The 20,634-nt window shown below is 66.0% G+C and carries 23 protein-coding genes and 1 tRNA gene; 12 read left to right on the top strand and 12 right to left on the bottom strand.

Annotated features, from left to right (window positions below):
- Window positions 1-15: 15 nt before the first annotated feature.
- Entirely contained in the window at window positions 16-1,161 is a 1,146-nt protein-coding gene (locus tag AAFG50_RS02850; protein WP_028175127.1) for an acyl-CoA dehydrogenase family protein, read from the top strand.
- 9 nt (window positions 1,162-1,170) lie between these two features.
- Here the strand turns inward: AAFG50_RS02850 and AAFG50_RS02845 are convergent, their stop codons facing one another.
- Entirely contained in the window at window positions 1,171-2,055 is an 885-nt protein-coding gene (locus tag AAFG50_RS02845) for a LysR family transcriptional regulator (RefSeq protein WP_028175128.1), read from the bottom strand.
- Window positions 2,056-2,158: 103 nt separating this feature from the next.
- On the opposite strand from AAFG50_RS02845, the gene AAFG50_RS02840 reads away from it, so the two are divergent.
- Genes AAFG50_RS02840 through AAFG50_RS02830 form a run of 3 tightly spaced genes read left to right on the top strand, consistent with a single transcriptional unit; the run spans window position 2,159 to window position 3,664 of the window.
- Window positions 2,159-2,587 carry a DoxX family protein gene (locus tag AAFG50_RS02840; protein WP_028175129.1) on the top strand — a complete coding sequence of 143 codons (429 nt, stop codon included), beginning with the start codon at window positions 2,159-2,161 and terminating at the stop codon, window positions 2,585-2,587.
- Between the two features lie 20 nt (window positions 2,588-2,607).
- The gene (locus tag AAFG50_RS02835; RefSeq protein ID WP_028175130.1) at window positions 2,608-3,066 is read left to right on the top strand and encodes a DsrE family protein; all 459 of its coding nucleotides are present in this window, start codon (window positions 2,608-2,610) and stop codon (window positions 3,064-3,066) included.
- Window positions 3,059-3,664, top strand: coding sequence for a TlpA disulfide reductase family protein (locus tag AAFG50_RS02830; RefSeq protein WP_011082956.1), 606 nt, complete (start codon window positions 3,059-3,061; stop codon window positions 3,662-3,664). The genes AAFG50_RS02835 and AAFG50_RS02830 overlap by 8 nt, the downstream gene beginning before the upstream one ends.
- 5 nt (window positions 3,665-3,669) lie before the next feature.
- On the opposite strand, the gene AAFG50_RS02825 is transcribed toward AAFG50_RS02830, so the two are convergent.
- Together AAFG50_RS02825 and AAFG50_RS02820 are read right to left on the bottom strand one after the other, a co-directional pair.
- Complete coding sequence (locus AAFG50_RS02825; protein WP_011082957.1) at window positions 3,670-4,809, bottom strand: amidohydrolase/deacetylase family metallohydrolase; 1,140 nt, start codon at window positions 4,807-4,809, stop codon at window positions 3,670-3,672.
- 129 nt (window positions 4,810-4,938) lie between these two features.
- A tRNA-Arg gene (locus tag AAFG50_RS02820) sits at window positions 4,939-5,015 on the bottom strand.
- Window positions 5,016-5,175: 160 nt separating this feature from the next.
- On the opposite strand from AAFG50_RS02820, the gene AAFG50_RS02815 reads away from it, so the two are divergent.
- Together AAFG50_RS02815 and AAFG50_RS02810 are read left to right on the top strand one after the other, a co-directional pair.
- Window positions 5,176-5,529 (top strand): VOC family protein, encoded by a 354-nt coding sequence (locus AAFG50_RS02815; protein ID WP_028175131.1) that lies wholly within the window; start codon window positions 5,176-5,178, stop codon window positions 5,527-5,529.
- Window positions 5,530-5,653: 124 nt separating this feature from the next.
- Window positions 5,654-5,947 carry a GYD domain-containing protein gene (locus AAFG50_RS02810; protein WP_011082959.1) on the top strand — a complete coding sequence of 98 codons (294 nt, stop codon included), beginning with the start codon at window positions 5,654-5,656 and terminating at the stop codon, window positions 5,945-5,947.
- A 57-nt stretch (window positions 5,948-6,004) separates the two neighbouring features.
- Here the strand turns inward: AAFG50_RS02810 and AAFG50_RS02805 are convergent, their stop codons facing one another.
- The 5 genes from AAFG50_RS02805 to AAFG50_RS02785 all read right to left on the bottom strand — a co-directional run bounded on the left by AAFG50_RS02805 (window position 6,005) and on the right by AAFG50_RS02785 (window position 10,712).
- The gene (locus tag AAFG50_RS02805) at window positions 6,005-6,961 is read right to left on the bottom strand and encodes a tripartite tricarboxylate transporter substrate-binding protein (protein WP_028175132.1); all 957 of its coding nucleotides are present in this window, start codon (window positions 6,959-6,961) and stop codon (window positions 6,005-6,007) included.
- A 46-nt stretch (window positions 6,962-7,007) separates the two neighbouring features.
- Window positions 7,008-7,379: a cupin domain-containing protein gene (locus AAFG50_RS02800; RefSeq protein WP_028175133.1), complete on the bottom strand. Its 372-nt coding sequence runs from the start codon at window positions 7,377-7,379 to the stop codon at window positions 7,008-7,010.
- Window positions 7,380-7,405: 26 nt separating this feature from the next.
- Window positions 7,406-8,044: an RraA family protein gene (locus AAFG50_RS02795; protein ID WP_028175134.1), complete on the bottom strand. Its 639-nt coding sequence runs from the start codon at window positions 8,042-8,044 to the stop codon at window positions 7,406-7,408.
- A 25-nt stretch (window positions 8,045-8,069) separates the two neighbouring features.
- Window positions 8,070-9,587, bottom strand: coding sequence for an AMP-binding protein (locus AAFG50_RS02790; RefSeq protein WP_028175135.1), 1,518 nt, complete (start codon window positions 9,585-9,587; stop codon window positions 8,070-8,072).
- A gap of 96 nt (window positions 9,588-9,683) precedes the next feature.
- Entirely contained in the window at window positions 9,684-10,712 is a 1,029-nt protein-coding gene (locus tag AAFG50_RS02785) for an alpha/beta hydrolase (RefSeq protein WP_028175136.1), read from the bottom strand.
- Window positions 10,713-10,920: 208 nt separating this feature from the next.
- Between AAFG50_RS02785 and AAFG50_RS02780 the strand changes: the two genes are divergently transcribed.
- A complete protein-coding gene (locus AAFG50_RS02780; protein WP_342714146.1) occupies window positions 10,921-11,541 on the top strand; it encodes a hypothetical protein in 621 nt (206 codons plus the stop codon).
- Between the two features lie 112 nt (window positions 11,542-11,653).
- Here the strand turns inward: AAFG50_RS02780 and AAFG50_RS02775 are convergent, their stop codons facing one another.
- A complete protein-coding gene (locus AAFG50_RS02775; RefSeq protein ID WP_028175138.1) occupies window positions 11,654-11,866 on the bottom strand; it encodes a hypothetical protein in 213 nt (70 codons plus the stop codon).
- Between the two features lie 36 nt (window positions 11,867-11,902).
- Window positions 11,903-12,904: a 2-dehydropantoate 2-reductase gene (locus AAFG50_RS02770; RefSeq protein ID WP_011082966.1), complete on the bottom strand. Its 1,002-nt coding sequence runs from the start codon at window positions 12,902-12,904 to the stop codon at window positions 11,903-11,905.
- A gap of 186 nt (window positions 12,905-13,090) precedes the next feature.
- Here AAFG50_RS02770 and AAFG50_RS02765 point away from each other — a divergent pair, with 186 nt between their 5' ends.
- Both AAFG50_RS02765 and AAFG50_RS02760 read left to right on the top strand, forming a co-directional pair.
- Window positions 13,091-13,684, top strand: coding sequence for a YidB family protein (locus AAFG50_RS02765; protein ID WP_028175139.1), 594 nt, complete (start codon window positions 13,091-13,093; stop codon window positions 13,682-13,684).
- Between the two features lie 41 nt (window positions 13,685-13,725).
- Complete coding sequence (locus tag AAFG50_RS02760; RefSeq protein WP_161532573.1) at window positions 13,726-13,998, top strand: GlsB/YeaQ/YmgE family stress response membrane protein; 273 nt, start codon at window positions 13,726-13,728, stop codon at window positions 13,996-13,998.
- A 95-nt stretch (window positions 13,999-14,093) separates the two neighbouring features.
- Here the strand turns inward: AAFG50_RS02760 and AAFG50_RS02755 are convergent, their stop codons facing one another.
- Window positions 14,094-14,879, bottom strand: a complete 786-nt coding sequence (locus tag AAFG50_RS02755; RefSeq protein WP_028175140.1) for an SDR family oxidoreductase — start codon at window positions 14,877-14,879, stop codon at window positions 14,094-14,096.
- 260 nt (window positions 14,880-15,139) lie between these two features.
- Here AAFG50_RS02755 and AAFG50_RS02750 point away from each other — a divergent pair, with 260 nt between their 5' ends.
- The 3 genes from AAFG50_RS02750 to AAFG50_RS02740 are packed head-to-tail and all read left to right on the top strand — an operon-like array spanning window position 15,140 to window position 18,235.
- Complete coding sequence (locus AAFG50_RS02750; protein ID WP_028175141.1) at window positions 15,140-16,204, top strand: acyl-CoA dehydrogenase family protein; 1,065 nt, start codon at window positions 15,140-15,142, stop codon at window positions 16,202-16,204.
- 16 nt (window positions 16,205-16,220) lie between these two features.
- On the top strand, window positions 16,221-17,381 hold the full coding sequence (locus AAFG50_RS02745) for an acyl-CoA dehydrogenase family protein (protein ID WP_011082971.1): 1,161 nt from the start codon (window positions 16,221-16,223) through the stop codon (window positions 17,379-17,381).
- A 41-nt stretch (window positions 17,382-17,422) separates the two neighbouring features.
- Window positions 17,423-18,235, top strand: coding sequence for an enoyl-CoA hydratase/isomerase family protein (locus tag AAFG50_RS02740; RefSeq protein WP_028175142.1), 813 nt, complete (start codon window positions 17,423-17,425; stop codon window positions 18,233-18,235).
- A gap of 160 nt (window positions 18,236-18,395) precedes the next feature.
- Here the strand turns inward: AAFG50_RS02740 and AAFG50_RS02735 are convergent, their stop codons facing one another.
- On the bottom strand, window positions 18,396-20,510 hold the full coding sequence (locus tag AAFG50_RS02735; protein ID WP_028175143.1) for an acetate--CoA ligase family protein: 2,115 nt from the start codon (window positions 20,508-20,510) through the stop codon (window positions 18,396-18,398).
- Window positions 20,511-20,634: the final 124 nt, after the last annotated feature.

Genomic DNA, 20,634 nt, shown 5'->3' with positions numbered 1-20,634 from the left:
TCAACCGAGGTGACCATGTCCTACCGCTCCTCCTGGATGACCGAAGAGCTCGACGTCTTTCGCAACCAGTTCCGGAAATATCTTGCCAAGGACCTGGCGCCGCATGCCGAGAAATGGCGCGAGCAGAAGATGGTGGACCGCTTCGCCTGGCGCGGGCTCGGCGAGATGGGCGCGCTCTTGGCGAGCGTGCCGGAGGAATATGGCGGCCTGGGCGCAACCTTCGCCTATGACGCCGCCGTGCTGGATGATCTCGAGAGCACGGTGCCGGAGCTGACGACCGGCGTCTCCGTGCACAGCGCCATCGTCGCGCACTACATCCTCAATTACGGCTCGGAGGAGCAGAAGAAGCGCTGGCTGCCGAAGATGGCGAGCGGCAAGATGGTCGGCGCCATCGCCATGACCGAGCCCGGCACCGGCTCTGACCTCCAGGCCGTGAAGACCACGGCGAAGAAGCAGGGCAATTCCTACGTCATCAACGGCCAGAAGACTTTCATCACCAATGGCCAGGCCGCCGATCTCGTCGTCGTGGTCGCGCGCACGGGCGAAGCCGGTGCGAAAGGCATTTCGCTGATCGTGGTCGAGACCGCAGGCGCGGACGGCTACAAGCGCGGGCGTAACCTCGACAAGATCGGCCTGCACGCTTCCGACACGTCGGAGCTGTTCTTCGACAACGTCACGGTGCCGCCGGAAAACCTGCTCGGCAAGGAGGAAGGCCAGGGTTTTGTCCAGCTGATGCAGCAATTGCCGCAGGAGCGCCTCGCGCTCGCGGTCGGCGCCGTCGCCTCGATGGAGCGCGCGGTCAAGCTCACCACCGAGTACACCAAGGAACGCAAGGCCTTCGGCAAGCCGCTGATGGATTTCCAGAACACCGCCTTCACGCTCGCCGAGCGCAAGACCGAAGCGATGATCGCGCGCGTCTTCGTCGACTGGTGCATCGAGCGCCTGGTCGCCGGGGATCTCGACACCGTCACGGCGTCGATGGCGAAATACTGGTGCTCGGACAAGCAGGTCCAGACCGCCGACGAATGCCTGCAGCTGTTCGGCGGCTACGGCTACATGCAGGAATACCCGATCTCGCGCATCTTCATCGATTCCCGCATCCAGAAGATCTATGGCGGCACCAACGAGATCATGAAGCTGTTGATCGCAAGGTCGCTGTGATCCGGCTGGTTACCTCATCCGCTTGTCGGCCGCGATGAAGTCGATGAAGGTCCTCACCTTCGCGGAGAGGTATTTGCGGCTCGGATAGACCGCGAACAGGCGCCCTTCGAAGATGATGTCGTCGGGCAGGATGTGCACGAGCCGGCCGGCGGCGATGTCGTCCGCGACCAGCCATTTCGGCAGGAAGGCGAAGCCCATGCCTTCCAGCGCGGCCATGTGGAGCAGCGTCTCGTTGCCGCTGCGCAGGACCGGGTTGAGCTTGATGGTCTCGACCGTGCCGTTCCTGTTCACGGAGAAGCTCTCTCCCGGATAGAGCGCGTAGTGCAACAGCGCCTGGCCGGCGAGATCGGCGAACTTCGTCGGGCGTCCGGCGCGTTTGAGGAACGCAGGGGCTGCAACCAACAAGAAGGGGACCTTGGTGATGGGACGCGCGATCAGCGCCTCGTCCGGCGTGCCGGTCGCGCGCAAGGCGAGATCGAATCCCTCCTCGACCAGATTGACCAGCCGCCCGCTGAGATCGACGTCGAGGCACACCTCCGGATAGCGAGCCTGGTAATCCGCCAGCACGCCCGCGAAGATCGCATTCGCCATCCACACCGGCGCGGTCAGCCGCAGCGTACCGCGCGGAACGACGGTCGCCTTGCTGACGGCGGCCTCGACCTCGTCGAGCGAATCCAGCATCTGCCGCGCCTGCTCGAAATAGAGCGCGCCGCTCTCGCTCAGGCTGACGCGCCGGCTGGTGCGGTTGAGCAGCCGCGTGCCCAGCCGCTTCTCGAGCTGCATCACGTGCTTGCTCGCCATGGCGGGCGAAATGCGCAGGCGCTGCGCCGCGGTCGCAAAGCTCTTCAGCTCCGCGACCAGGCAAAACACCCTCATGCTGACCAGCGAGTTCATGAAATCATCAACATCCAGGAAAGGAATCAATCATGGAATGCATAATGATCAAATGAGGCGAAACCATCAAATGGTGGCGACCCACAGACCCTGGAGATCCACCATGACCGCCACCACCTTCGAAACCGCCACCCCGGGCCGCGCCCTTCGCATCGGCCTCTGGGCCGCACAGGGCCTGATCTTCTTCGTCTTCGCCTCGGCCGGGCTGGTCAAGCTGCTCACGCCTATCCCTCAGCTGGCCGCGATGATGCCCTGGGCCGGGCAGTATTCCGAAACTTTCGTCCGAATCATCGGACTGATCGACCTTGCCGGCGGGATCGGCATCCTGCTTCCGGCCCTGACGCGGATCCTGCCGCGGCTGACGGTGCTGGCCGCGCTCGGCTGCACCGTGTTGCAGGTGTTCGCGCTCGTCTTCCACCTCTCGCGTGGCGAGACTGATGTCACGCCGCTCAATGTCGTCCTGCTCGCGCTCAGCCTGTTCGTGCTGTGGGGACGCGGCCGCAAGGCGCCGATTACGCCGCGTCAGCTCTGACCGGCAGGAACGCCGCCGCCATGATCTCAGCCAATGGATGGTCCCGGAGGGGTCTGCTCGCAGGCACCGCGATCCTCACCGCGGGCGGCGCCGCCGCCAGGGAGGATCGTCTCGCCGACGGCGTCGTGATCCTGATCGACAGCAACGAGCCCTATGTCATGGGACATGCGATCAGCTACTCGGCTAACCTCGCAAAGCACTTTGCCGACAAGGGCGCGCGATTGCTGATCGAGGTCGTCGCCAACGGCAAGGGCATCGACGTCTTCCGGGCGGACAAGACTCCGCTGGTCGAGCCGCTCGCGACGCTGCGGCAGTCGCTGCCCAATCTCACCTACAGCATGTGCGCGTCGTCGAAGGCGATCGCCGAAGCCAAGGAGCAGGTCTCGATTCCGTTGATATCGGGCGCGAGCCTTGTGCCGTTCGGGATCGGCCGCGTCGTCGATCTGCAATTGAAGGGCTGGGCCTATATCCATGCGTGAGAAGCCTCGTGCGCCCGGCACGACACTGTCCAGGCGAGCGCTGCTGATGGCCGCGCCGGCGGCCCTTGTCCCTCCGCGCGCAAGCCGCGCGCAGGGCGGTGATCCCGCCTGGCCGCCGGTGTTGGAGGCCGGCCGCAGCCAGTTTACCGTCGTGCGGCCTCGCGCAACGATGCCGCAGCTCAGGCTTCAGGACCTGCACGGAAAAGACGTTGTGCTGACGGCGCGGCCGGGCCGGATCACGCTCGTCAACTTCTGGGCGACGTGGTGCGCGGCCTGCCGGCTCGACCTGCCTGTGCTCGCAAGCCTCGTGGGATCGCGGCCGGATCGGCTCGACGTTGTCGCGATCTGCACCGATACGAAGGACCTGCGCAAGATCCGCGCGTTCCTCGGCGGTCTCGCCGTGCAGAACCTCGCCTGCTACGTCGATGCGTATGACACGACGGCGGAAGCCTCAGCCTCGGCCTTCACGCTCGTCGGCATGCCCGTGACCTATCTGGTCGGCGCGAGCAACCACGTCGAGGGTTACATCACCGGCGCACCCGACTGGCTCTCGCCGGCGGGCGCGCGGTTGCTGCAATTCTATCGCGAGCAAGCCTGATCCGCTCAATTCGGATGCCACCAGCGGCCACCGATGACCACGCCCTCCGAAACGATCTTGCGATCGCCGATCAGGTGCTCGCCGACGACGTCCTCATAGTCGAACTGGCCCTGCCTGACCGAAATCAGCGTGGCGTCGCCGACGCAGCCCGGCTTGAGGCTGCCGAGCTCGGGGCGGCGCAGCGCCATCGCCGCGTTCACCGTCGAAGCGGCGACCACATCGGACAGCTCCATGCCCATGCACAGGAACTTCGACATGGTCGTGACCTGGTCGAAGGCCGGGCCATCGATGCAGAGCTGATGGATGTCGGAGGAGATCGTGTCCGGATAGAAGCCGTTGGCGAGCATCGCGCGCGCGGTCTTGAAGGCAAACGAGCCCTTGCCGTGGCCGATGTCGAACAGCACGCCGCGCTCGCGCGCATCCAGCACCGCCTTCTTCACCGTGCCCTGCGCCGTCGCCGGCGTGTTGGGGAAAGGGCGGAACGCATGGGTCAGCACGTCGCCGGGCCGCAGGCGCGCCAGCACGTCCTCATAGCTCGGCGGCGGATGATCGATATGCGCCATCAGGGGCATGCCGACCTCGTTCGCGACCTCGAGCGCGATGTCGAGCGGCACGGCCCCCGACGTGCCCGAGGAGTGCAAGCCCACGCGCACCTTGATGCCGACGATGAGATCGCGGTTGGCATCCGCCACCTTGGCCGCCTCGATCGGATTCATCAGCCGCAACTCCTCGCTCTCACCCACCATGATCCGGTGCGAGAAGCCGAAGATGCCGGCATGCGAGACGTGCAGGTAAGCGAGAATGCGGACCTGGCTCGGCTCGATCACATGCTTGCGGAAGCCCGCGAAATTGCCGGGCCCCGCGCTGCCGGTGTCCACCGCCGTGGTGACGCCGGAGAGGCGGCAGAATTCCTCGGCATCGATGCCGAGCGAGGTGCCGCCCCAATAGACATGGGTGTGGAGATCGATCAGCCCCGGCGTCACGATGTAGCGTGACACGTCGCGCACCTCCGTGCCCGGATCCGCCTTGAGCCCGCTGCCCACCGCAGCGACCTTGCCGCCGGCAAAGCCGACATCGGTCACGGCGTCGAGCTTCTGGGACGGGTCGACCACACGGCCGCCGCGCAGGATCAAGTCGAAAGGCATTGTCGTCTCCGGATGGGCAGTGAGGCGTGGCTAGCAGGTCAGCCGGGCCAGCAAGGAAGGAAGCCGTTCGCTTCTAGCAATTTTTGCGCCGATGGACCCGCCAAATAGCGGCCAATGCCCATGACAAAATGGCGATCCCGGGATGACTCGAACATCCGACCTACGGTTTAGGAAACCGCCGCTCTATCCGGCTGAGCTACGGGACCGCGGAACCCGCGGGAGGCGGGTTTCGACCCCTCTTAGCAGAGCAGGATTGGGATCGCCAGTCGCCAGACGGGGTCAGCGATGCGCCGCGCCGATGGTCGTCAAACTGCGTTAGGGGTGTACCATGGTCCCAGCCCAAAACCGGGTCCAGGAGCCGGCACCATGATCGAGGGCATCAGTGCCATCACACTCGGCACCCATGACATGGCGCGCGCCGTGCACTTCTACCGTTCGCTCGGGTTCGAACTCCTGTATGGCGGCGAAGCCGCTGCATTCACCAGCTTTCGCGCCGGGACCGGCTATCTCAACCTGACCGCACAACCGGACGACAAGCACTGGTCCTGGTGGGGGCGCGTCATCTTCTACGTCGCCGATGTCGACGGGACCTACGAGCGCGCCCGCGCAGCCGATTGGCAGCCATCGAGCACGCCTCGCGATGCGGAATGGGGTGAGCGCTACTTCCATCTCACCGACCCCGACGGCCACGAGCTCAGTTTCGCGCGTCCGTTGTCCTGACCGAATAAGTCACACCCGCTGACGTTCCCAACGCGCAAGTAGCGCTCTCTCAGCCGCCGTGGCAAGCTCGGCGCGGTTGCCTCAAGCGAGAATTGTATCTGGGTTCTAACGAGGGAGGACGACCATGGTAACCTATGTCGTGCTGGGAAACTTCACTGATCAGGGAGTCCGCAACGTCAAGGACTCGCCGAAGCGGGCCGACGCCTTCAAGGAGATGGCCAAGACGTTCGGAGTGACCGTGAAAGAGATCGTCTGGACGCAGGGACGATATGACGTTGTAACCGTTCTCGAGGCTCCAGATGAGGCTGCCGCGATGTCGCTTAGCCTTAGTCTCAGCGCACTCGGCAATGTCCGCACCGAAACGCTGCGCGCGTTTTCGGCGGCAGATATGACAAAGATCGTCGGCAAGATGCTCTGACGCTCAAGCCCGCGCGAGCGCACTGGACCCGGGATGGCAATCCCGGGAATAGGCCTTTCATGCCCTGATATTGTTCTCGCGCACCACCTTGCCCCAATAGGCGACCTGCTTGTCGAAGAAGGTCTTGAAGGCGGCGCCGTCCTCGAGCAGCAGCGTCATGTGCTGGGTCTCCTTGAGCTGGGCTGCGGTCGCGGGTTCGCTCAGGATCTCCCTGGACGCCGCCGCCATGGCGGCGACGATCTCAGGCGGCGTGCCCGCGGGCGCGAAGATGCCCCACCAGGCCAGCGTCTCGAAGTCCGGAAAGCCCGCCTCGATCGCGGTCTGCGTATCGGGCAGCGCCGGCAGCCGCTCGCGGCCGAGCTGCAGGATCGGACGCAGCATGTTGGAGCCGAGCTGGGCTGCGACCAGCGCCGCCGATCCCGCGATCAGATCGACATGGCCGCCGAGCACGTCGTTCATCGCGGGGCCGCCGCCGCGATAGGGCACGTGCATGATCTCGACCCCGGCCTTGTTGCCGAGCACGGTCATGGCGAGATGGCCGAGCGTGCCGATGCCGACGGAGGCGTATTTCACCGCGCCGGGCGTCGCCTTGCAGGCCGCGACCACGTCGGCAAAACTCTTGTAGGGACGGCCGGCGCCGGCGGCGATCACGTATGGCGCGGTGCCGACGAGCAGCACCGGCATCAGCTCGCGCTCGACATCGACCGGCGGCTTGTCGAGGATCGACGGGATCACCGCGTGGGAATCGAAGGTGACCAGGAACGTCGTGCCGTCCGCCGGGCTCTTGGCGACCTGCGCGGCGCCGAGCGCGCCGGCGGCGCCCGATTTGTTCTCGACCACGACGATGCGGCCAAGCTTGGTTTGCAGATTGCTCTGGAGTAGCCGCGCCATCGCGTCGGTCGAGCCGCCCGGCGGAAACGGCACGACCAGGGTGATCTTGCCGGCCTGCGCCGCCGCGGGCGCCATCGCCAGGATTGCGGGCGCTGCCAGCAGCGCCCGTCGTGTGATCGTCATGGTCCCCTCCCTTGTGTTTCCGCGCCCGGCTTTTGCTCTTTGGCGCTTAGGTCGTCCCGAAACCCGACCCGGGTTTTCTGTATTCTGGCCGCGGTGGACTGAAGATGTCCAGCACGCGGGCGCCCTCGGGGCCGGCGCGCATGGTGTGCGGCACATTGCCCGGCGTGCGCCAGAAGTCGCCCTTCTTCACGGGGATCTCCTCATCGCCCTGGACGCGGATGGCGGAGCCGTCGAGCAGCACGCCCCATTGCTCCTCGGGATGGTGGTGCAGCGTACCCTGCGCGTGCGGCGCCAGCGTCACCACCGACAGCATCGCCTGCTCGCCGGAGAAGATGCGCGTGGTCACCCCCGCCGCGAGCTCGCGGAACAGCCCGTCGCTGGCGTCGTCGAGATTGTGGAACTCTTCCTTCTGGCTCACGCCATCCTCCCCTTCGTTCGCGCCGATCAGGACTTGCCGTAGGAGCCCTGATAGCGGCCCTCGCGGATCGCCTTCAGCGTCTCCTCCTCGCGCGCGACCTGGGCGCGCACGGCTTCCAGCAACGCGGCCGCACCAGCCGCGGGAAACGACACCACGCCGTCCTCGTCGCCGACCACGATGTCGCCGGGCGAGATCACGCTGCCGCCGACCGTAACAGGCACATTGATCTCGCCGGGGCCGTTCTTGTAGGGGCCGCGATGGATCACCGCGCGGGCATAGCAGGGGAAGTCATCAGCCGCGAACGCCGCGACATCGCGGATCGCGCCGTCGATGACGTAGCCTTCGGCTTTGCGCCACTGCGCGATGTTCTTCATGATCTCGCCGACCAGCGCGCGGGTCTCGTCGCCGCCGCCATCGACCACGATGACGTCGCCGGGACCGACCAGATCGAGCGCGCGGTGGATGGCGAGATTGTCGCCGGGCCGGGTGCGCACCGTGAAGGCCGTGCCCACCAGCTTGCCGCCGCGATGATAGGGTTTCAGCCCCACCGCGCCCGGCAAGCGGGCGAGGTTGTCTGAAATGACGGAGGTCGGCGCACCTCGAAAGCCCTCGATGATGTCGGCCGGCGGCTTCGGCACGCTGTTGGCTACGATCGTGATGGTCATGTCCCAAAATCCTTCCGTAGTTTTCTCACTCGGCGTGCGCCCTCGCCTTCGCCGGCCAGATCCGGAAGGCGCGCCCCTCCTTCATCCACGCCGCGCGCTCGTCGCGCAACAGCGTGCGGCGCACTTTTCCGGAATCATCGCGCGGCGGGGCGCTGACGATCTCGAAACTCTCGGGGTGCTTGTAGCGGCTGAGCCTGTCCTTCAAGAACTCCGCCATGCCGTCGGCGATAACCTGGCCGTCCGCATCCAGCTCCGGCTCGATGATGGCATGCACGCGCTGGCCCAATTCCGGATCAGGCAATCCCACCACCACGCAGGAGCGCACGCCGGGGCAGGCGGAGACGGCGGCCTCGACTTCGGCCGGATAGATGTTGGCGCCGCCGCGCAGCACCATGTCGGCGAGGCGGTCGCCGAGATAGAGATAGCCTTCCGCATCCAGCCTGCCGATATCGCCGAGCGATTCCCAGCCGTCGGCGCGCCGCTTCGGCTCGGCGCCGAGATAGTGATAGGTGGCGTCCTTGCCGTCATTGTTGAGGAAATAGATCTCGCCGGTCTCGCCCGGCGCGACGTCGTTGCCGTCCTCGCCGATGATGCGCAGGCGCGCCATCTCGCCGATCTTGCCGACCGAGCCCTTGTGGGTCAGCCATTCCGTGCCTGATATGATGCAGGAGCCTTGCCGCTCGGTGCCGCCATAGAGCTCCCAGACCCGCTCGGGCCCGAGCCAGGCGATCCAGTTCTCCTTCAGCCAGGGCGGCATCGGAGCCGCCATGTGAAACACGGTCTGAAGGCTCGACACATCGTAGGCGTTGCGCACGTCCTCAGGCAGCGCCCAGATCCGGTGCATCATGGTCGGCACGAAATTGACCCACTGCACGCGCTCGCGTTCGATCAGCCGCAGCGTCTCCTCGGCGTCGAACTTGACGAGGCCGGTGAGCTGGCCGCCGGCGAACAGCGCGGTGTGCGACACGATGAACGGCGCATTGTGGTAGAGCGGGCCGGGATTGAGCAGCGAGACCCCGAAGGGGATGTTGAGCGCCGGCGCGGCGACGGTGTCGGTCACCGCCGGGTGATGATCGAGGATCACTTTCGGGCGGCCGGTCGAGCCGCCTGAGGTCATGGCCTTCCAGTAGCGCGCCACCGGCGGCGTCAGCGGCTCGTCCGAAAATCCTTCCGGCACGAAATCCGCAGGCAGACGGTTCGGCGCGTTCCAGTCGGCCTCGCCGCCGACCACCAGCGCAGGCTTGAGGATGTCGAGCACCGCGGCGGCTTCGCCGCGCGGCAACCGCCATGACAGCGAGGTCGGTGTCGCCCCGCACTTCCAAATCGCAAACGAGGTCTCGAAGAATGCATTACCGTTGGGAAGACCGATCGCGACGAAATCGCCGGGCTTGACGCCCTTGGCCGCAAATGCCCGCGCGCGCCGGTTGGCGCCGCGCTCGAGCTCGTCCCATGTCAGCGTATCCTGCCCGTGGCGGACGGCGATCGTGCCTTGGGGTTTGCGCTCAGCGTACCAGCGCGGCACGTCGGACAGGGGCAGCAGCATCAGGCGTTTCCACTTCGTCTTCTTGGCGGCGCCTCGGGGTGAGATGCTCGCGGTGCGAAGTGTAACAGCCGGAGCCGGAGCTTCAAGGCAGCGGCGTCAGCGCTCGGCGCCGCAGCCCGGAATATCGAACAGGGCCGCGAGCCCGCATTTCGAGGTCAGCATCTTGTCGCCGTCATGACCGACGCCGGGAACGTCCCAGACCCGGTGGTTTGGCGTACCGTGATCGCGCTTGGCCATCGCGTCCACGTAAGCGTGGCCGCGGGCGTAACGATAAGGCCCCTGCGCCTCCGCCATGCAGCTCTTGTCCAGCGCGGAATGCTTCGGGTTGGTGTCCAGCGTGCCAAGCAGATAGATCACCTCGCGCTCGACATAGCGCTGCTCGAGCGCCGCCGGCGTCGCGTCGGCGAGATAGGGCGGCCGGTCGCCCATGCCGTATTTCCAGTTGTTGTAGCCCGGACAGGACGCGGCAATTGCGGGCACCGGCCGGTCGGCGCTGAAATAGGCATAGGACGAGGGGTTGGCGACGACATAGCGGACGTCGATGTGCTGGCGCGACAGCGCCGTCTCGCCCTTGCCGGCGATGGCATAGCGTTGCACGACCTGTCCGCCGCCGGAATGGCCGGCAACCACGACCTGCTTCAGGTTCGGGAAGACGCGCCGGTCGGCGAGTCTTGCGAGGATCGCATCGAGCGCCTCGAACGAGGAGACCGGATTGGGCGCAAGCGCGGCATCGCCGCCCTCCCATCCCTCCAGCGACCAGCGCAGCGTGTCCTCCGTCAGCTTGTGCGCTTCGATATCGATCTCGGCGAGAAACTGCGGCACGATCATCAGTGCGGCCTTGCCGTCGTCGCCCGCCGCGGCCTGCGCGTTGTTGGCCGATATGTAATATTCGTCGGCGTTGCGCAGGCGTCCGTGCAGCACGATGACGGCGCGCGAGATCGCGGGCTGCGGCATCGACCAGTCGCGGGAGAGGTAGAGCCGCAGCGTTCCCCGGCCGCCGACCGAGAGCCGTGCATCCCCGATCGCCTTCACCGGCTTGCGGTTGGGCGCATCTTCGTCCGCTGCAAAGGCATGGCCGCAGATCAGCACCAGGACGAGTGCGGCAAGACAGGCCAGCGCTCTCATGACGAACATTCCCCTTCGCCTCCGAATGGATAGAACTCTAAGCGCATGACGTGCCGTACGGCTGTGACTCCCGCGCCACGTCAAGCAAAAAATGTCAGCATTGCAGTCATGAAATTCCCGAGTTCCATGGGTGACAAGCCGACGATAAAGAGGCAAAAATTGGCCCGACTCAGTTCGGGTTGAGTTTTGCAAGGAATGCTCTCGTAGAATGTGGTCCGTGTTTGCATCGCGTCGTGCGGCGTTTCTCGTTGCTGCAGCAGGATTTTTTCTGCTGACGCACGCGCATGCCCAGGCGCAATGGTGGAAGCGCGCGCCTGTCGACTTCGAGGAATGCGCTGATGCCGCCGAGAAGGCCACGACCAAGGCCGAGAAAACGTCGGCGCTTGCGGATTGCAACGCCAAGTTCGCCGGACGCCGCAAGCCGGGCGGCGGCTACTCCTATTACGACTTCCTCCAGGACCGCACCTTCGATATCGCAGGTCCCAACCCGACGCCGGAAGAGCAGAAGAAGATCGACGAAGCCTACACCGCCTATCTCGCCAGTCAGCGCCGCAGCAATGAAGCGGCCCAGGCCACCGCGCGTCAGCAGCGCGAGCAGCAGGAACAACAGGTGCAGCAGCTCCAGCAGGTCGCGCTGCGGACCGACGTCGAGCGCGTGCCTGTTCCGGTCGAGCGGCCGAAGGTGCAGCAGGCCGTGGGCCCGAGACCAAAGGGCGCGCCCTGCACCAAGGGCTCGTTCTCCTGCGAATGGCCGCGGCTGTCAGAAAGCCTGAACGATCTGAAGAAGCTGTTCAGCCCGACGCCGAGCAAGCCGGCGAAGAAGGGGTGAGCTTCTCGCACTGACCGTAGGGTCGGCCAAGGCGCGCGCTTCGCGCCCCGTGCCCACCATTCCGGCAAGAAGGAAGATGGTGGGCACGCTTCGCTTTGCCCACCCTACATCCTCAGTTCGGCTGCTTCTTCTTGCTGCGCTTCGGTTTGACCACCGGCGCATCCGCCGGCGCTGTCGCCGGTGAACTGCCCAACTGCGACCTGCTCTCCTGCAATCGCCTGTCATAACCGGGAGAGTTCATGACCGTCGGCGGCCGGGCTTCCGCAAACGTGGACGCGCCGCAGAGCACGGCCAGTGCGAATCCGATCATCAAGAAACGCCTCATCGTTACTCCTCCGGTCGCGCGGCATGCACTCAGGCGCTACCCGCGAATCTGCTGCGGCGTCAGCCCGGGAGGGCCGTTGCCGGCGACTTCAGCTTCCTTGATCAGCGCAACAATGCGGCGCATCAGCGGCACATTGACATTGCTCTGCTCGGCAAGCGCGATGACCGCGCCCTGGAGATAGTCGATCTCGGTCTTGCGGCCCTGCTTCAGGTCCTGCCACATCGAAGAGCGCGCCTCGGGATCGATCTTCATGGTCCGCCCCAGGATCGCGTTGAAGATCATGTCGGGCAATCTCAGCAATGTCGGCGTCCAGTTCAGCGGGATCGGCGTCGCGGAGACCGGATTGATGCCGGCGGCCTTCATCGCAGCCAACCCCTCTGCCATCTGTTCGGCGAACAGTTTTCGCCAGTTGCGGCTTGCCAGTTGCGCGGCGAGCGGCATGTCCGACAATGCGCTGAGCGCGTTGTTCAGGTTGATGATCAGCTTGCCCCATTGCACGCCGGTGATGTCGCGGCTCGCGCGCATCGACAGACCGGGCACCGAGAGCGCCGCGGCCGTGTTCTCGGCGTCCTCTCCGACATGGATGTCGCCGGAAGTCGAGCGGTGGAAGCGCCCCTCGCCCATCGCGATCACGTTGAACGGCACCATGCCGGCGAGCACGCGCCGGCCGCCGAGGCGCTCGCGCAGCACCGCGACATTGCCGACGCCGTTCTGAAGCGAGACGATGACAGCGTCCTGCGGCGCGTGCTGCGCGATCTGGTCCGCGACATCGGCGGTGTCGGCGCTCTTCACGGTCACCAGCACGATGCCGGCACTATGGAAGATCGCGGGATCCTCCGACAGCGCGAGCTGGCCGGCCCCGAGCTTCTTCTCGGAGCCGTCGAAATCGGTCAGCCGCAGGCCGAACCGCTCGATCTCGGTCTTCACCCGCGGCCGCACCAGCAGCGCGACGCGACGGCCGGCAGCCGCCAGCATGCCGCCGACGAAACAGCCGATGGCGCCCGCGCCGGCCACCACGATCGGTCGATCCGCAACCACCTGACCTCAACTCCCTGAATGACCGGCCTTCGATAGCAGAGCCGGGGGTCTCGCGGCTACGGCGCATCCGCCTTGTAACGGTCATGAGAGCCCCATATGTTTTCGCCCCGGGGGGCTTGTCAGCGGCGAGCGCTCGCCGAACGGGAACGGCAAACTCGCCGAACGAGAACGACAAAGGAGAGCACCATGGGTCTACTCGACGTCCTCAACGGCATGCAGAACGGCCCGCACGGATCGCGCACGGGCGAGCAACCATCCTCCGGCGGCATGTCGCCGATGACCATGGCGCTGCTCGGCCTGCTCGCCTGGAAAGCATTCAAGCATCTGACAGCAGGCCAGCCGGGCGACGCGCCTGCCCCGCAGCAGCGCTCACCGCTGCCGCCTCCGACGCCTGTCAATACGGGCGACGCCACGCTTCCCGGAGGGAGCGGCGGCGGTCTCGGCGATCTGCTCAAAGGCGGCCTCGGCGGTCTGCTCGCGGGCGGCGCGGCCGGCACCGTGCTGAGCGGCGGGCTCGGCGATCTCCTCAATCAGCTCCAGCAGGGCGGCCACGGTGAGACCGCGAATTCCTGGGTTGGCAAGGGCCAGAACAAGCCGATCGCGCCCGGCGATCTCGCCAGCGCACTCGGCGCGGACCAGATCGAGAGCCTGTCCGCCCAGAGCGGCCTGTCGCGCGAGGAGCTGCTCTCCGGCCTCAGCCAATATCTGCCGCAGGTGATCGACCACCTGACGCCGGATGGACGGCTGCCGACCGAGAACGAACTCTCGGGCAGAATTTAGTCAAGATTGATCTGCGCGTTCTCGGGAAGGGGAGCATTGTCATGAGCATGGGCGGCCTGTTGTGGATCATCGTCGTCGGCTTCATCGCCGGTCTCATCGCGCGCTGGCTCGCGCCGGGGCCGAACAATCCGAGCGGCTTCATCCTCACCACCATCCTCGGCATCGCCGGTGCGTTTCTGGCGACGTTCGTCGGCCAGGCGATCGGGCATTACGGCGCGGACCAGGGCGCCGGCTTCATCATGGCCACGATCGGCGCGGTGGTGGTGCTGTTCATCTGGCACCGGCTGGTGGCGAGCGGCGTGATTAAGGGGTAGCCACCGTCATTCCGGGGCGCGCAACGCGCGAACCCGGAATCACGAGATTCCGGGGTCGATGCTAACGCATCGCCCCGGAATGACGTCGTGTAGAGTCACGCAATCAAATGCATGCCAGCGTCCATGCGCACGACCTCGCCGGTCATGTTGCTGGAGGCCGGCATCGCCAGGAAGCAAACGAGCTGCGCGATGTCGTCGGCGGTTGACGCGACCTTCAGCGGCACCTTCGCCACCACGCTGTCGCGCACCTGCTTTGCGCCGGCCTCGCCGCGGCCCTTGGTGAACCAGGGCGTGTCGATATAGCCGGGGCATACCGTGTTGACGCGGATCAGCGGCGCCAGCGCCCGCGACAGCGACAGCGTCATCGTGTTCAGCGCGCCCTTGCTCGCGGCATAGGCGATCGACGAGCCGACGCCGCTGATGCCGGCGACCGACGACACGTTGACCACCGCCGACGGCCGCCCCGACGCCTTCGCGCCGGCTTCCAGCAGGCTGCGCGCCGCGCGCACCATCTGGAACGGGCCGATGGTGTTGACGCCGTAAAGGCGCTGGAAATCTTCCGCCGACAATCCGTCGAGATCGGCATGGGCGACATGCTTGGTGGTGCCGGCATTGTTGACGAGCACGTCGAGCCGGCCCCAGCCGCTGGCTGCCGCAACGATCTTGCGGCAATCCTCATCCTTGGAAACGTCGCCCTGGGCGACCAGGACTTCCGCAGCGCCCGCGTTGCGGCAGAGCTCTGCCGTGGCCTCGGCTTCCTTCTGGCTCGACGAATAGTTGATGACGAGCCGCACCCCGCTCCGTGCGAGAATTTCCGCGGTCGCTGCGCCAAGTCCGGATGCGGACCCCGTCACGATTGCGCATAAGCTGTCTTTGGCCATCCGGATTTCCTTCCCCTGTATCTGATGCAAGCCTTGGGTCGCTGGCCCTGTTTAGCGAGTTTGCCGCACCCTGCAAATCGAGCAAACTCCGCTAAGCGGAATTAGTCCAGATCGGTTCTCGCGCCCATGCCGGTGCCGCAGATGGGCTTGCGATCAACGCTTGTCAGGGCCATGGCTTTTTCAGATCATCGGGCGCAAGAAGAGACCGCGCGCCGGCTTGACTTGGCGGGACGCGCCAATGGCAAAGCACGGGGAACGCTGTGGCGGAGAGTGACAATATCGTCGTCGAGACCGCGGAGAAGATCTTCGCCGATCTCGCCGACCCGCAGACCATCAACAACGACAAGAAGGATTCCTGGCAGGCGCCGCTATGGCAGGCGCTGAGCGAGGCCGGACTGCCGCTGTCCTGGGTGCCGGACGATCTCGGCGGCTCCGGCGCAAGCCTTGCCGACGGTTTTGCGCTGCTCAACGCGGCCGGCCGCTTCGCGGTCGCGGTTCCCCTCGCCGAGACCATGTTGGCGGGCTGGCTGCTCGCGCAGGCCAGGATCGCCTCGCCCGAAGGCGAGATGACGGTCGTCCCGGCGAGCCCGAAGGATCGCGTCACGCTCGATGCCGACGGCGCGCTCTCCGGCCGGGCCCGCGGCGTGCCCTTTGCCAAGGCCGCGAAACATTTTGCCGTGCTGGCGCATGGCAAGGACGGAGCCGTGATCGCACTGGTCGATGCCAGCAAGGGCCGGATCGAATCCGGCCTTAATGTCGGCTACGACCACAGCGACACCGTCACGCTCGACAAGGCCCAGCCAATCACCATCAAGCCGGCGCCGAAGGGCTTTGACCAGACCGCCCTGATGCTGATGGGCGGCGTCGCGCGCAGCCTCCAGATCGCGGGCGCGCTGGAAGCGATGCTCGACATCTCCGTGCGCTACTCCAACGAGCGCGTCGCCTTCGAGAAGAAGATCTCGAAATTCCAGGCCGTGCAGCACAATCTCGCGCGGCTTGCCGGCGAATCCGCCGCAGCGCTCGCGGCCGCAACCTCCGCGGCCGATGCCATTGCAAACGCAACGTCGTTCAACGACGAGGTCTACCTGGAGGCCGCCTCGGCAAAGATTCGTTGCGCGGAAGCCGCCGAAAAAGGCGGCGCCATCGCGCACCAGGTCCATGGCGCGATCGGCTTCACCATGGAGCACATCCTGCACCGCTATTCGCTGCGGGCGCTGGCCTGGCGCGACGATTTCGGTTCGGAAAGCCACTGGGCCGTCGAGCTCGGCAAGCTGGTCGCAAGGCGCGGCGCCGACGAACTGTGGCCGCTCGTAGCTTCGCGTTGATCGGGAGACGAAACACATGACCGCTGCCCTCCGTTTCGATCCGATCCGCCTGCCCGAGAAGTGCGAGCAATTGCGCAAGGAAGTGCGCGCGTTCCTCGCCGAGGAGATCGCCGCCGGCACTTTCGATCCGCACAAGCCCAACCGCGAAGACACCGACGCGCCGGAATTTTCCCGCCGGGTCGGCGCCAAGGGCTGGCTGGGCATGACCTGGCCGAAGAAATATGGCGGCCAGGAGCGCTCGTTCCTCGAACGCTACGTGGTGACCGAGGAGATGCGCGTGGCGAATGCGCCGACGCGACGCTTCTTCGTCGCCGACCGCCAGAGCGGGCCGGTGCTGCTGAAATACGCCCCTGAACACATCAAGATGGAGATCCTGCCGCGCATCTGCCGCGGCGAGATCTGCTTTGCGATCGGCATGAGCGAGCCGAATTCCGGCTCGGACCTGTTCGCGGCGAAGACGCGCGCGACCAAGACCGACGGCGGCTATCTCATCAACGGCACCAAGATCTGGACCTCGTCGGCGCATATCGCCGACTACATGATCGCGATCTTCCGGACCTCGCCGCCGACCAAGGAGAACCGCCGTCACGGTCTGACGCAGTTTTTGGTCAAGATGAAGCAGCCGGGCATCGAGGTGAACCCGATCGGCCAGATCACCGGCCAGTACGAGTTCAACGAGGTCGTCTTCACCGACTTCTTCGTCCCTGACGATCACGTGCTCGGCGAGGTCGACGGCGCCTGGAAGCAGGCGACGAGCGAGCTTGCCTACGAACGTTCGGGCCCCGAGCGCTTCCTGGAAACGTACTATGTGCTCACCGAGCTGGTCCGCGCGGTCGGTCCCAATCCGGACACGCGCAGCGCCGAAGGCATCGGCCGGCTGGTGGCACAGCTTCACACCATGCGGCGCATGTCGGTCTCCGTCGCCGGCATGCTGCAAGCCGGCAAGGAGCCGGTGGTGGAAGCCTCCATCGTCAAGGACATCGGCACGGTCTGGGAGCAGCAGCTTCCGCATCGCGTGCGCGATCTCGCCGCCTTCGTCGAGGAGACCGCGACCAACCGCGAGACGCTGGAGCGGCAGCTCGACTTCGCCATCAAGACCGCACCGAAACTCACCATCCAGGGCGGCACCACCGAGGTGCTCCGCGGCATCATCGCGCGCGGACTTGGCTTGCGCTAGTCGCGCGGACTTGGCTTGCGCTAATTAAATCGAGGACCATCATGAGCACCTATACAGATATCGGCGTCGAGAAGGTCGGGCACGTCGGCACCATCGAGATCCGCCGTCCGCCGCTCAACTTCTTCGACATCTCGCTGATCAACCAGATCGCGGACGCGCTCGACGAGTTCGACCGCGACATCGAGATCCGCGCCTCGGTGCTCTCGGCGCAGGGCAAGGCGTTCTGCGCCGGCGCCAATTTTGGCGACCCTGCGCGACAAGCCCAGGAAGCGCGCGCGGCCGAGAAGAAGGGCGACCCGGCCGACAACCTTGGCCCGATCAGCCATCTCTACATCCAGGCCGTGCGCATCTTCCGCGCCAGGAAGCCGATCGTCGCCGCCGTGCAGGGCGCGGCGATCGGCGGCGGCCTGGGCCTCGCGGTGTCCGCGGACTTCCGCGTCACCTGCCCCGAAGCACGCTTCTCCGCGAACTTTACAAAACTCGGCTTCCACCCCGGCTTCGGCCTGACCGTGACGCTGCCGGAGCTGATCGGCAAGAACAACGCCGAGCTGATGTTCTACACTAGCCGCCGCGTCACCGGCGAAGAAGCGGTCAAATGGGGCCTCGCCAACGAGCTGGTGCCGCAGGACCAGGTGAAGTCGGCCGCGCTGAAGCTCGCCGGCGAAATCGCCGAGTGCTCTCCGCTCGGCTTGCTGTCGACGCGCGCGACGATGCGCGCCAGCCTCGCCGACCGCGTCATGGCCGCCACCAACCACGAACTCGCCGAGCAGACCCGCCTGCGCGCGACGGAAGATTTCAAGGAAGGCGTCAAGGCCACGGAAGAACGGCGCGCGGCGAATTTCAGGGGGCGGTGACCTCTTCTTCCTTCTCCCCTTGTGGGAGAAGGTGGCGCGAAGCGCCGGATGAGGGGTATCTCTCCGCAAATGCCTCTCTCGCAGATGTGCGCGCGGAGAGAACCCCTCACCCGTCTCGCCGCTCCGCGGCGAGCCACCCTCTCCCACAAGGGGAGAGGGTTTAGCCGCGCCCCACCACCAGCGCATCCACGATCGTCACGCCCTGCCCTTCGGCGTGCACCAGCACCGGGTTGAGCTCGATCTCCGCGATCTCCCTCGCGTGCCGCGCGGCGAGCACGGAGATGTCGGCGATCAATTGCGACAGCGCCACGACGTCCGCCTTCGCCGCTCCGCGAAAACCGTTCAGCAATGGCGCCGCCTTCAAACCCTTGAGCATCGCCCCCGCCTCCTCCGCACTCACAGGCGCCGGGCGATAGACGACGTCACGGAACAGCTCGGTAGTGATCCCACCGAGACCCACCATCACCATCGGGCCAAAGGTCTCGTCCGTCATCGTGCCGACGATGATCTCGACACCCTGCTTCGCCATCGGACCGACCAGCACGCCCTGGATCACAGCCTCCGGCCGGTGCTTGCGCGCATTGCCCAGCAGCGCCTCGAACGCCAGAAACACCTCGCCCTTGGCGGCGATGTTGACGCGCACGCCGCCGATCTCGCTCTTGTGCGCGATGTCGGGCGACTGGATCTTCATCACCAGCGGGAAGCCGACGCGGGCGACCGCTTCATCGAGCCCGGCCTTGTCCTTCACCAGCACTTCGTCCGGCAGCGCGATGCCGGCGGCGCGCAGCAACGCCTTGCTGTCGGCCTCTGACAGAACCGGCGAGGTCAGATGCGCGGAGAGATCGCGCGACGGCAACCGCGCCTCGTCCGCGGGCTTCGGTAGCTCGAAACGGGCGTAATCCACGAGTTGCCGCATCGCGACGCCGGCATGGGACAGGCCGGAGAGCACGACGACGCCGGATTTGGCAAGCTCGCGCCGTGCGAAGTCGGACGGCACCGTGTAGGAATAGAACAGCACCGGCTTGTGCTGCGCCGCCAACACCGGCGTCAGCTCCTCCTCCCTGAAGGGCTTGCGCATCTCGCTCGACAGCGACAGCACGACCAGGATCGCATCGACCTCGTCCGAGGCCGTGAGCAGATCGACGCTCTTCTGGAGACCGCCCGACGTGACGCCCTGCGCGGTGACGTCGATCGGATTGCGCGCGGTGCCGTAGGACGGCATCAGCGTCTTGATCTCCGCCTGGACCGGTTCGGACAATTCCGGCACCTGCAAGCCCCGCAGCGCCACCGCATCCGCGCCCCAGATGCCGGCGCCGCCGGAGACCGTGACCACCGCAACGCGATCGCCCTTCGGCAACGGGTTGCTCGCCAGCACGGCGGCAATCGTCAGCGCCTCGTCGAGATCGTTGGAGACGATGAAGCCGTATTTCGCGAACACCGCGTCATACGCCGCCGACCAGCCGGCCATGCTCGCGGTATGCGAGGCCGCGGCGCGCTGGCCTGCGCCGGAGCGGCCGACTTTCGTGACGATGACGGGCTTCTTCACCTCCGCGGCGCGGCGCGCCGCCGCGAGAAACTTGTCAACGTCGCGGATGCCTTCGATGAACAGCAGGATCACGTCGGTCGAGGAATCCTGCACCAGGTAATCGAGGAATTCGCCGGCGCCGAGATCGGATTCGTTGCCGGCGCTGACGACGTAGCTCACGGCGACACCGAGCGCCCGGGCGCGGTGATAATAGGCAAAGCCGATGCCGCCGCTCTGCGCGACGATGCCGATCCGTCTTTGCGTGGCGATGAGCGGCACCACACCCGGCTTGACGTCCACGGCCGGGCTGAACGTCGCCGCCACGCGCTGCATCTGGCTGAAGAAGCCCTCCGCGTTGGGGCCGGAGATCCGCATGCCCGTGCGCTTGGCCAGCGCCGCGATCGCATCCTGCATCGCCGCACTGTCGCCGCCCTCCTCCGCAAAGCCGGAGGAGATGATGACGGCGTTCTTGACGCCGGCGACGGCGCATTGCTCGAGCGCAGGCAGCACGGCACGGGCGGGAATGATGACGACGGCGAGATCGATCGGCGCACCGATCTCCGCGATCGACTTGTAGCAGGCGAGCCCGTCGATCTCGGCGTAGTTCGGGTTCACCGGATAGATCTTTCCGGGATACTCGTTCTTGCGCAGCATCGCGAGCAGCCGCCCGGGAATCTTCTCATGATCGCGCGAGGCGCCGATCAGCGCGATGCTGGCAGGCGAAAAGAAGCTGTCGAGCGGATGGGACATTGGGAGGCGAGTCCTTTTTCGTGGAGCCGTGCACTCTCTCAAACCGTCATCCCCGCGCAACGGCGAAGCCGTTGTCGCTGGAGGCGCGAGATCAGCGGCGCAAACTGCGCCGCTGGGCGAGCCT

It is taken from the genome of Bradyrhizobium sp. B039, from assembly GCF_038965675.1.
Lineage (GTDB): Bacteria > Pseudomonadota > Alphaproteobacteria > Rhizobiales > Xanthobacteraceae > Bradyrhizobium > Bradyrhizobium diazoefficiens.
The sequence above is the reverse complement of the archived record's forward strand: the minus strand, read 5'-3'. Positions and strand labels throughout refer to the sequence as shown.

Bases quoted from the DNA above. Each gene is read 5' to 3' on its own strand.
- AAFG50_RS02850 (WP_028175127.1), top strand. From the start codon at position 16: ATGTCCTACCGCTCCTCCTGGATGACCGAAGAGCTCGACGTCTTTCGC.
- AAFG50_RS02845 (WP_028175128.1), bottom strand. From the start codon at position 2,055: ATGAACTCGCTGGTCAGCATGAGGGTGTTTTGCCTGGTCGCGGAGCTG.
- AAFG50_RS02840 (WP_028175129.1), top strand. From the start codon at position 2,159: ATGACCGCCACCACCTTCGAAACCGCCACCCCGGGCCGCGCCCTTCGC.
- AAFG50_RS02835 (WP_028175130.1), top strand. From the start codon at position 2,608: ATGATCTCAGCCAATGGATGGTCCCGGAGGGGTCTGCTCGCAGGCACC.
- AAFG50_RS02830 (WP_011082956.1), top strand. From the start codon at position 3,059: ATGCGTGAGAAGCCTCGTGCGCCCGGCACGACACTGTCCAGGCGAGCG.
- AAFG50_RS02825 (WP_011082957.1), bottom strand. From the start codon at position 4,809: ATGCCTTTCGACTTGATCCTGCGCGGCGGCCGTGTGGTCGACCCGTCC.
- AAFG50_RS02815 (WP_028175131.1), top strand. From the start codon at position 5,176: ATGATCGAGGGCATCAGTGCCATCACACTCGGCACCCATGACATGGCG.
- AAFG50_RS02810 (WP_011082959.1), top strand. From the start codon at position 5,654: ATGGTAACCTATGTCGTGCTGGGAAACTTCACTGATCAGGGAGTCCGC.
- AAFG50_RS02805 (WP_028175132.1), bottom strand. From the start codon at position 6,961: ATGACGATCACACGACGGGCGCTGCTGGCAGCGCCCGCAATCCTGGCG.
- AAFG50_RS02795 (WP_028175134.1), bottom strand. From the start codon at position 8,044: ATGACCATCACGATCGTAGCCAACAGCGTGCCGAAGCCGCCGGCCGAC.
- AAFG50_RS02790 (WP_028175135.1), bottom strand. From the start codon at position 9,587: ATGCTGCTGCCCCTGTCCGACGTGCCGCGCTGGTACGCTGAGCGCAAA.
- AAFG50_RS02785 (WP_028175136.1), bottom strand. From the start codon at position 10,712: ATGAGAGCGCTGGCCTGTCTTGCCGCACTCGTCCTGGTGCTGATCTGC.
- AAFG50_RS02780 (WP_342714146.1), top strand. From the start codon at position 10,921: ATGTGGTCCGTGTTTGCATCGCGTCGTGCGGCGTTTCTCGTTGCTGCA.
- AAFG50_RS02775 (WP_028175138.1), bottom strand. From the start codon at position 11,866: ATGAGGCGTTTCTTGATGATCGGATTCGCACTGGCCGTGCTCTGCGGC.
- AAFG50_RS02765 (WP_028175139.1), top strand. From the start codon at position 13,091: ATGGGTCTACTCGACGTCCTCAACGGCATGCAGAACGGCCCGCACGGA.
- AAFG50_RS02760 (WP_161532573.1), top strand. From the start codon at position 13,726: ATGAGCATGGGCGGCCTGTTGTGGATCATCGTCGTCGGCTTCATCGCC.
- AAFG50_RS02755 (WP_028175140.1), bottom strand. From the start codon at position 14,879: ATGGCCAAAGACAGCTTATGCGCAATCGTGACGGGGTCCGCATCCGGA.
- AAFG50_RS02745 (WP_011082971.1), top strand. From the start codon at position 16,221: ATGACCGCTGCCCTCCGTTTCGATCCGATCCGCCTGCCCGAGAAGTGC.
- AAFG50_RS02740 (WP_028175142.1), top strand. From the start codon at position 17,423: ATGAGCACCTATACAGATATCGGCGTCGAGAAGGTCGGGCACGTCGGC.
- AAFG50_RS02735 (WP_028175143.1), bottom strand. From the start codon at position 20,510: ATGTCCCATCCGCTCGACAGCTTCTTTTCGCCTGCCAGCATCGCGCTG.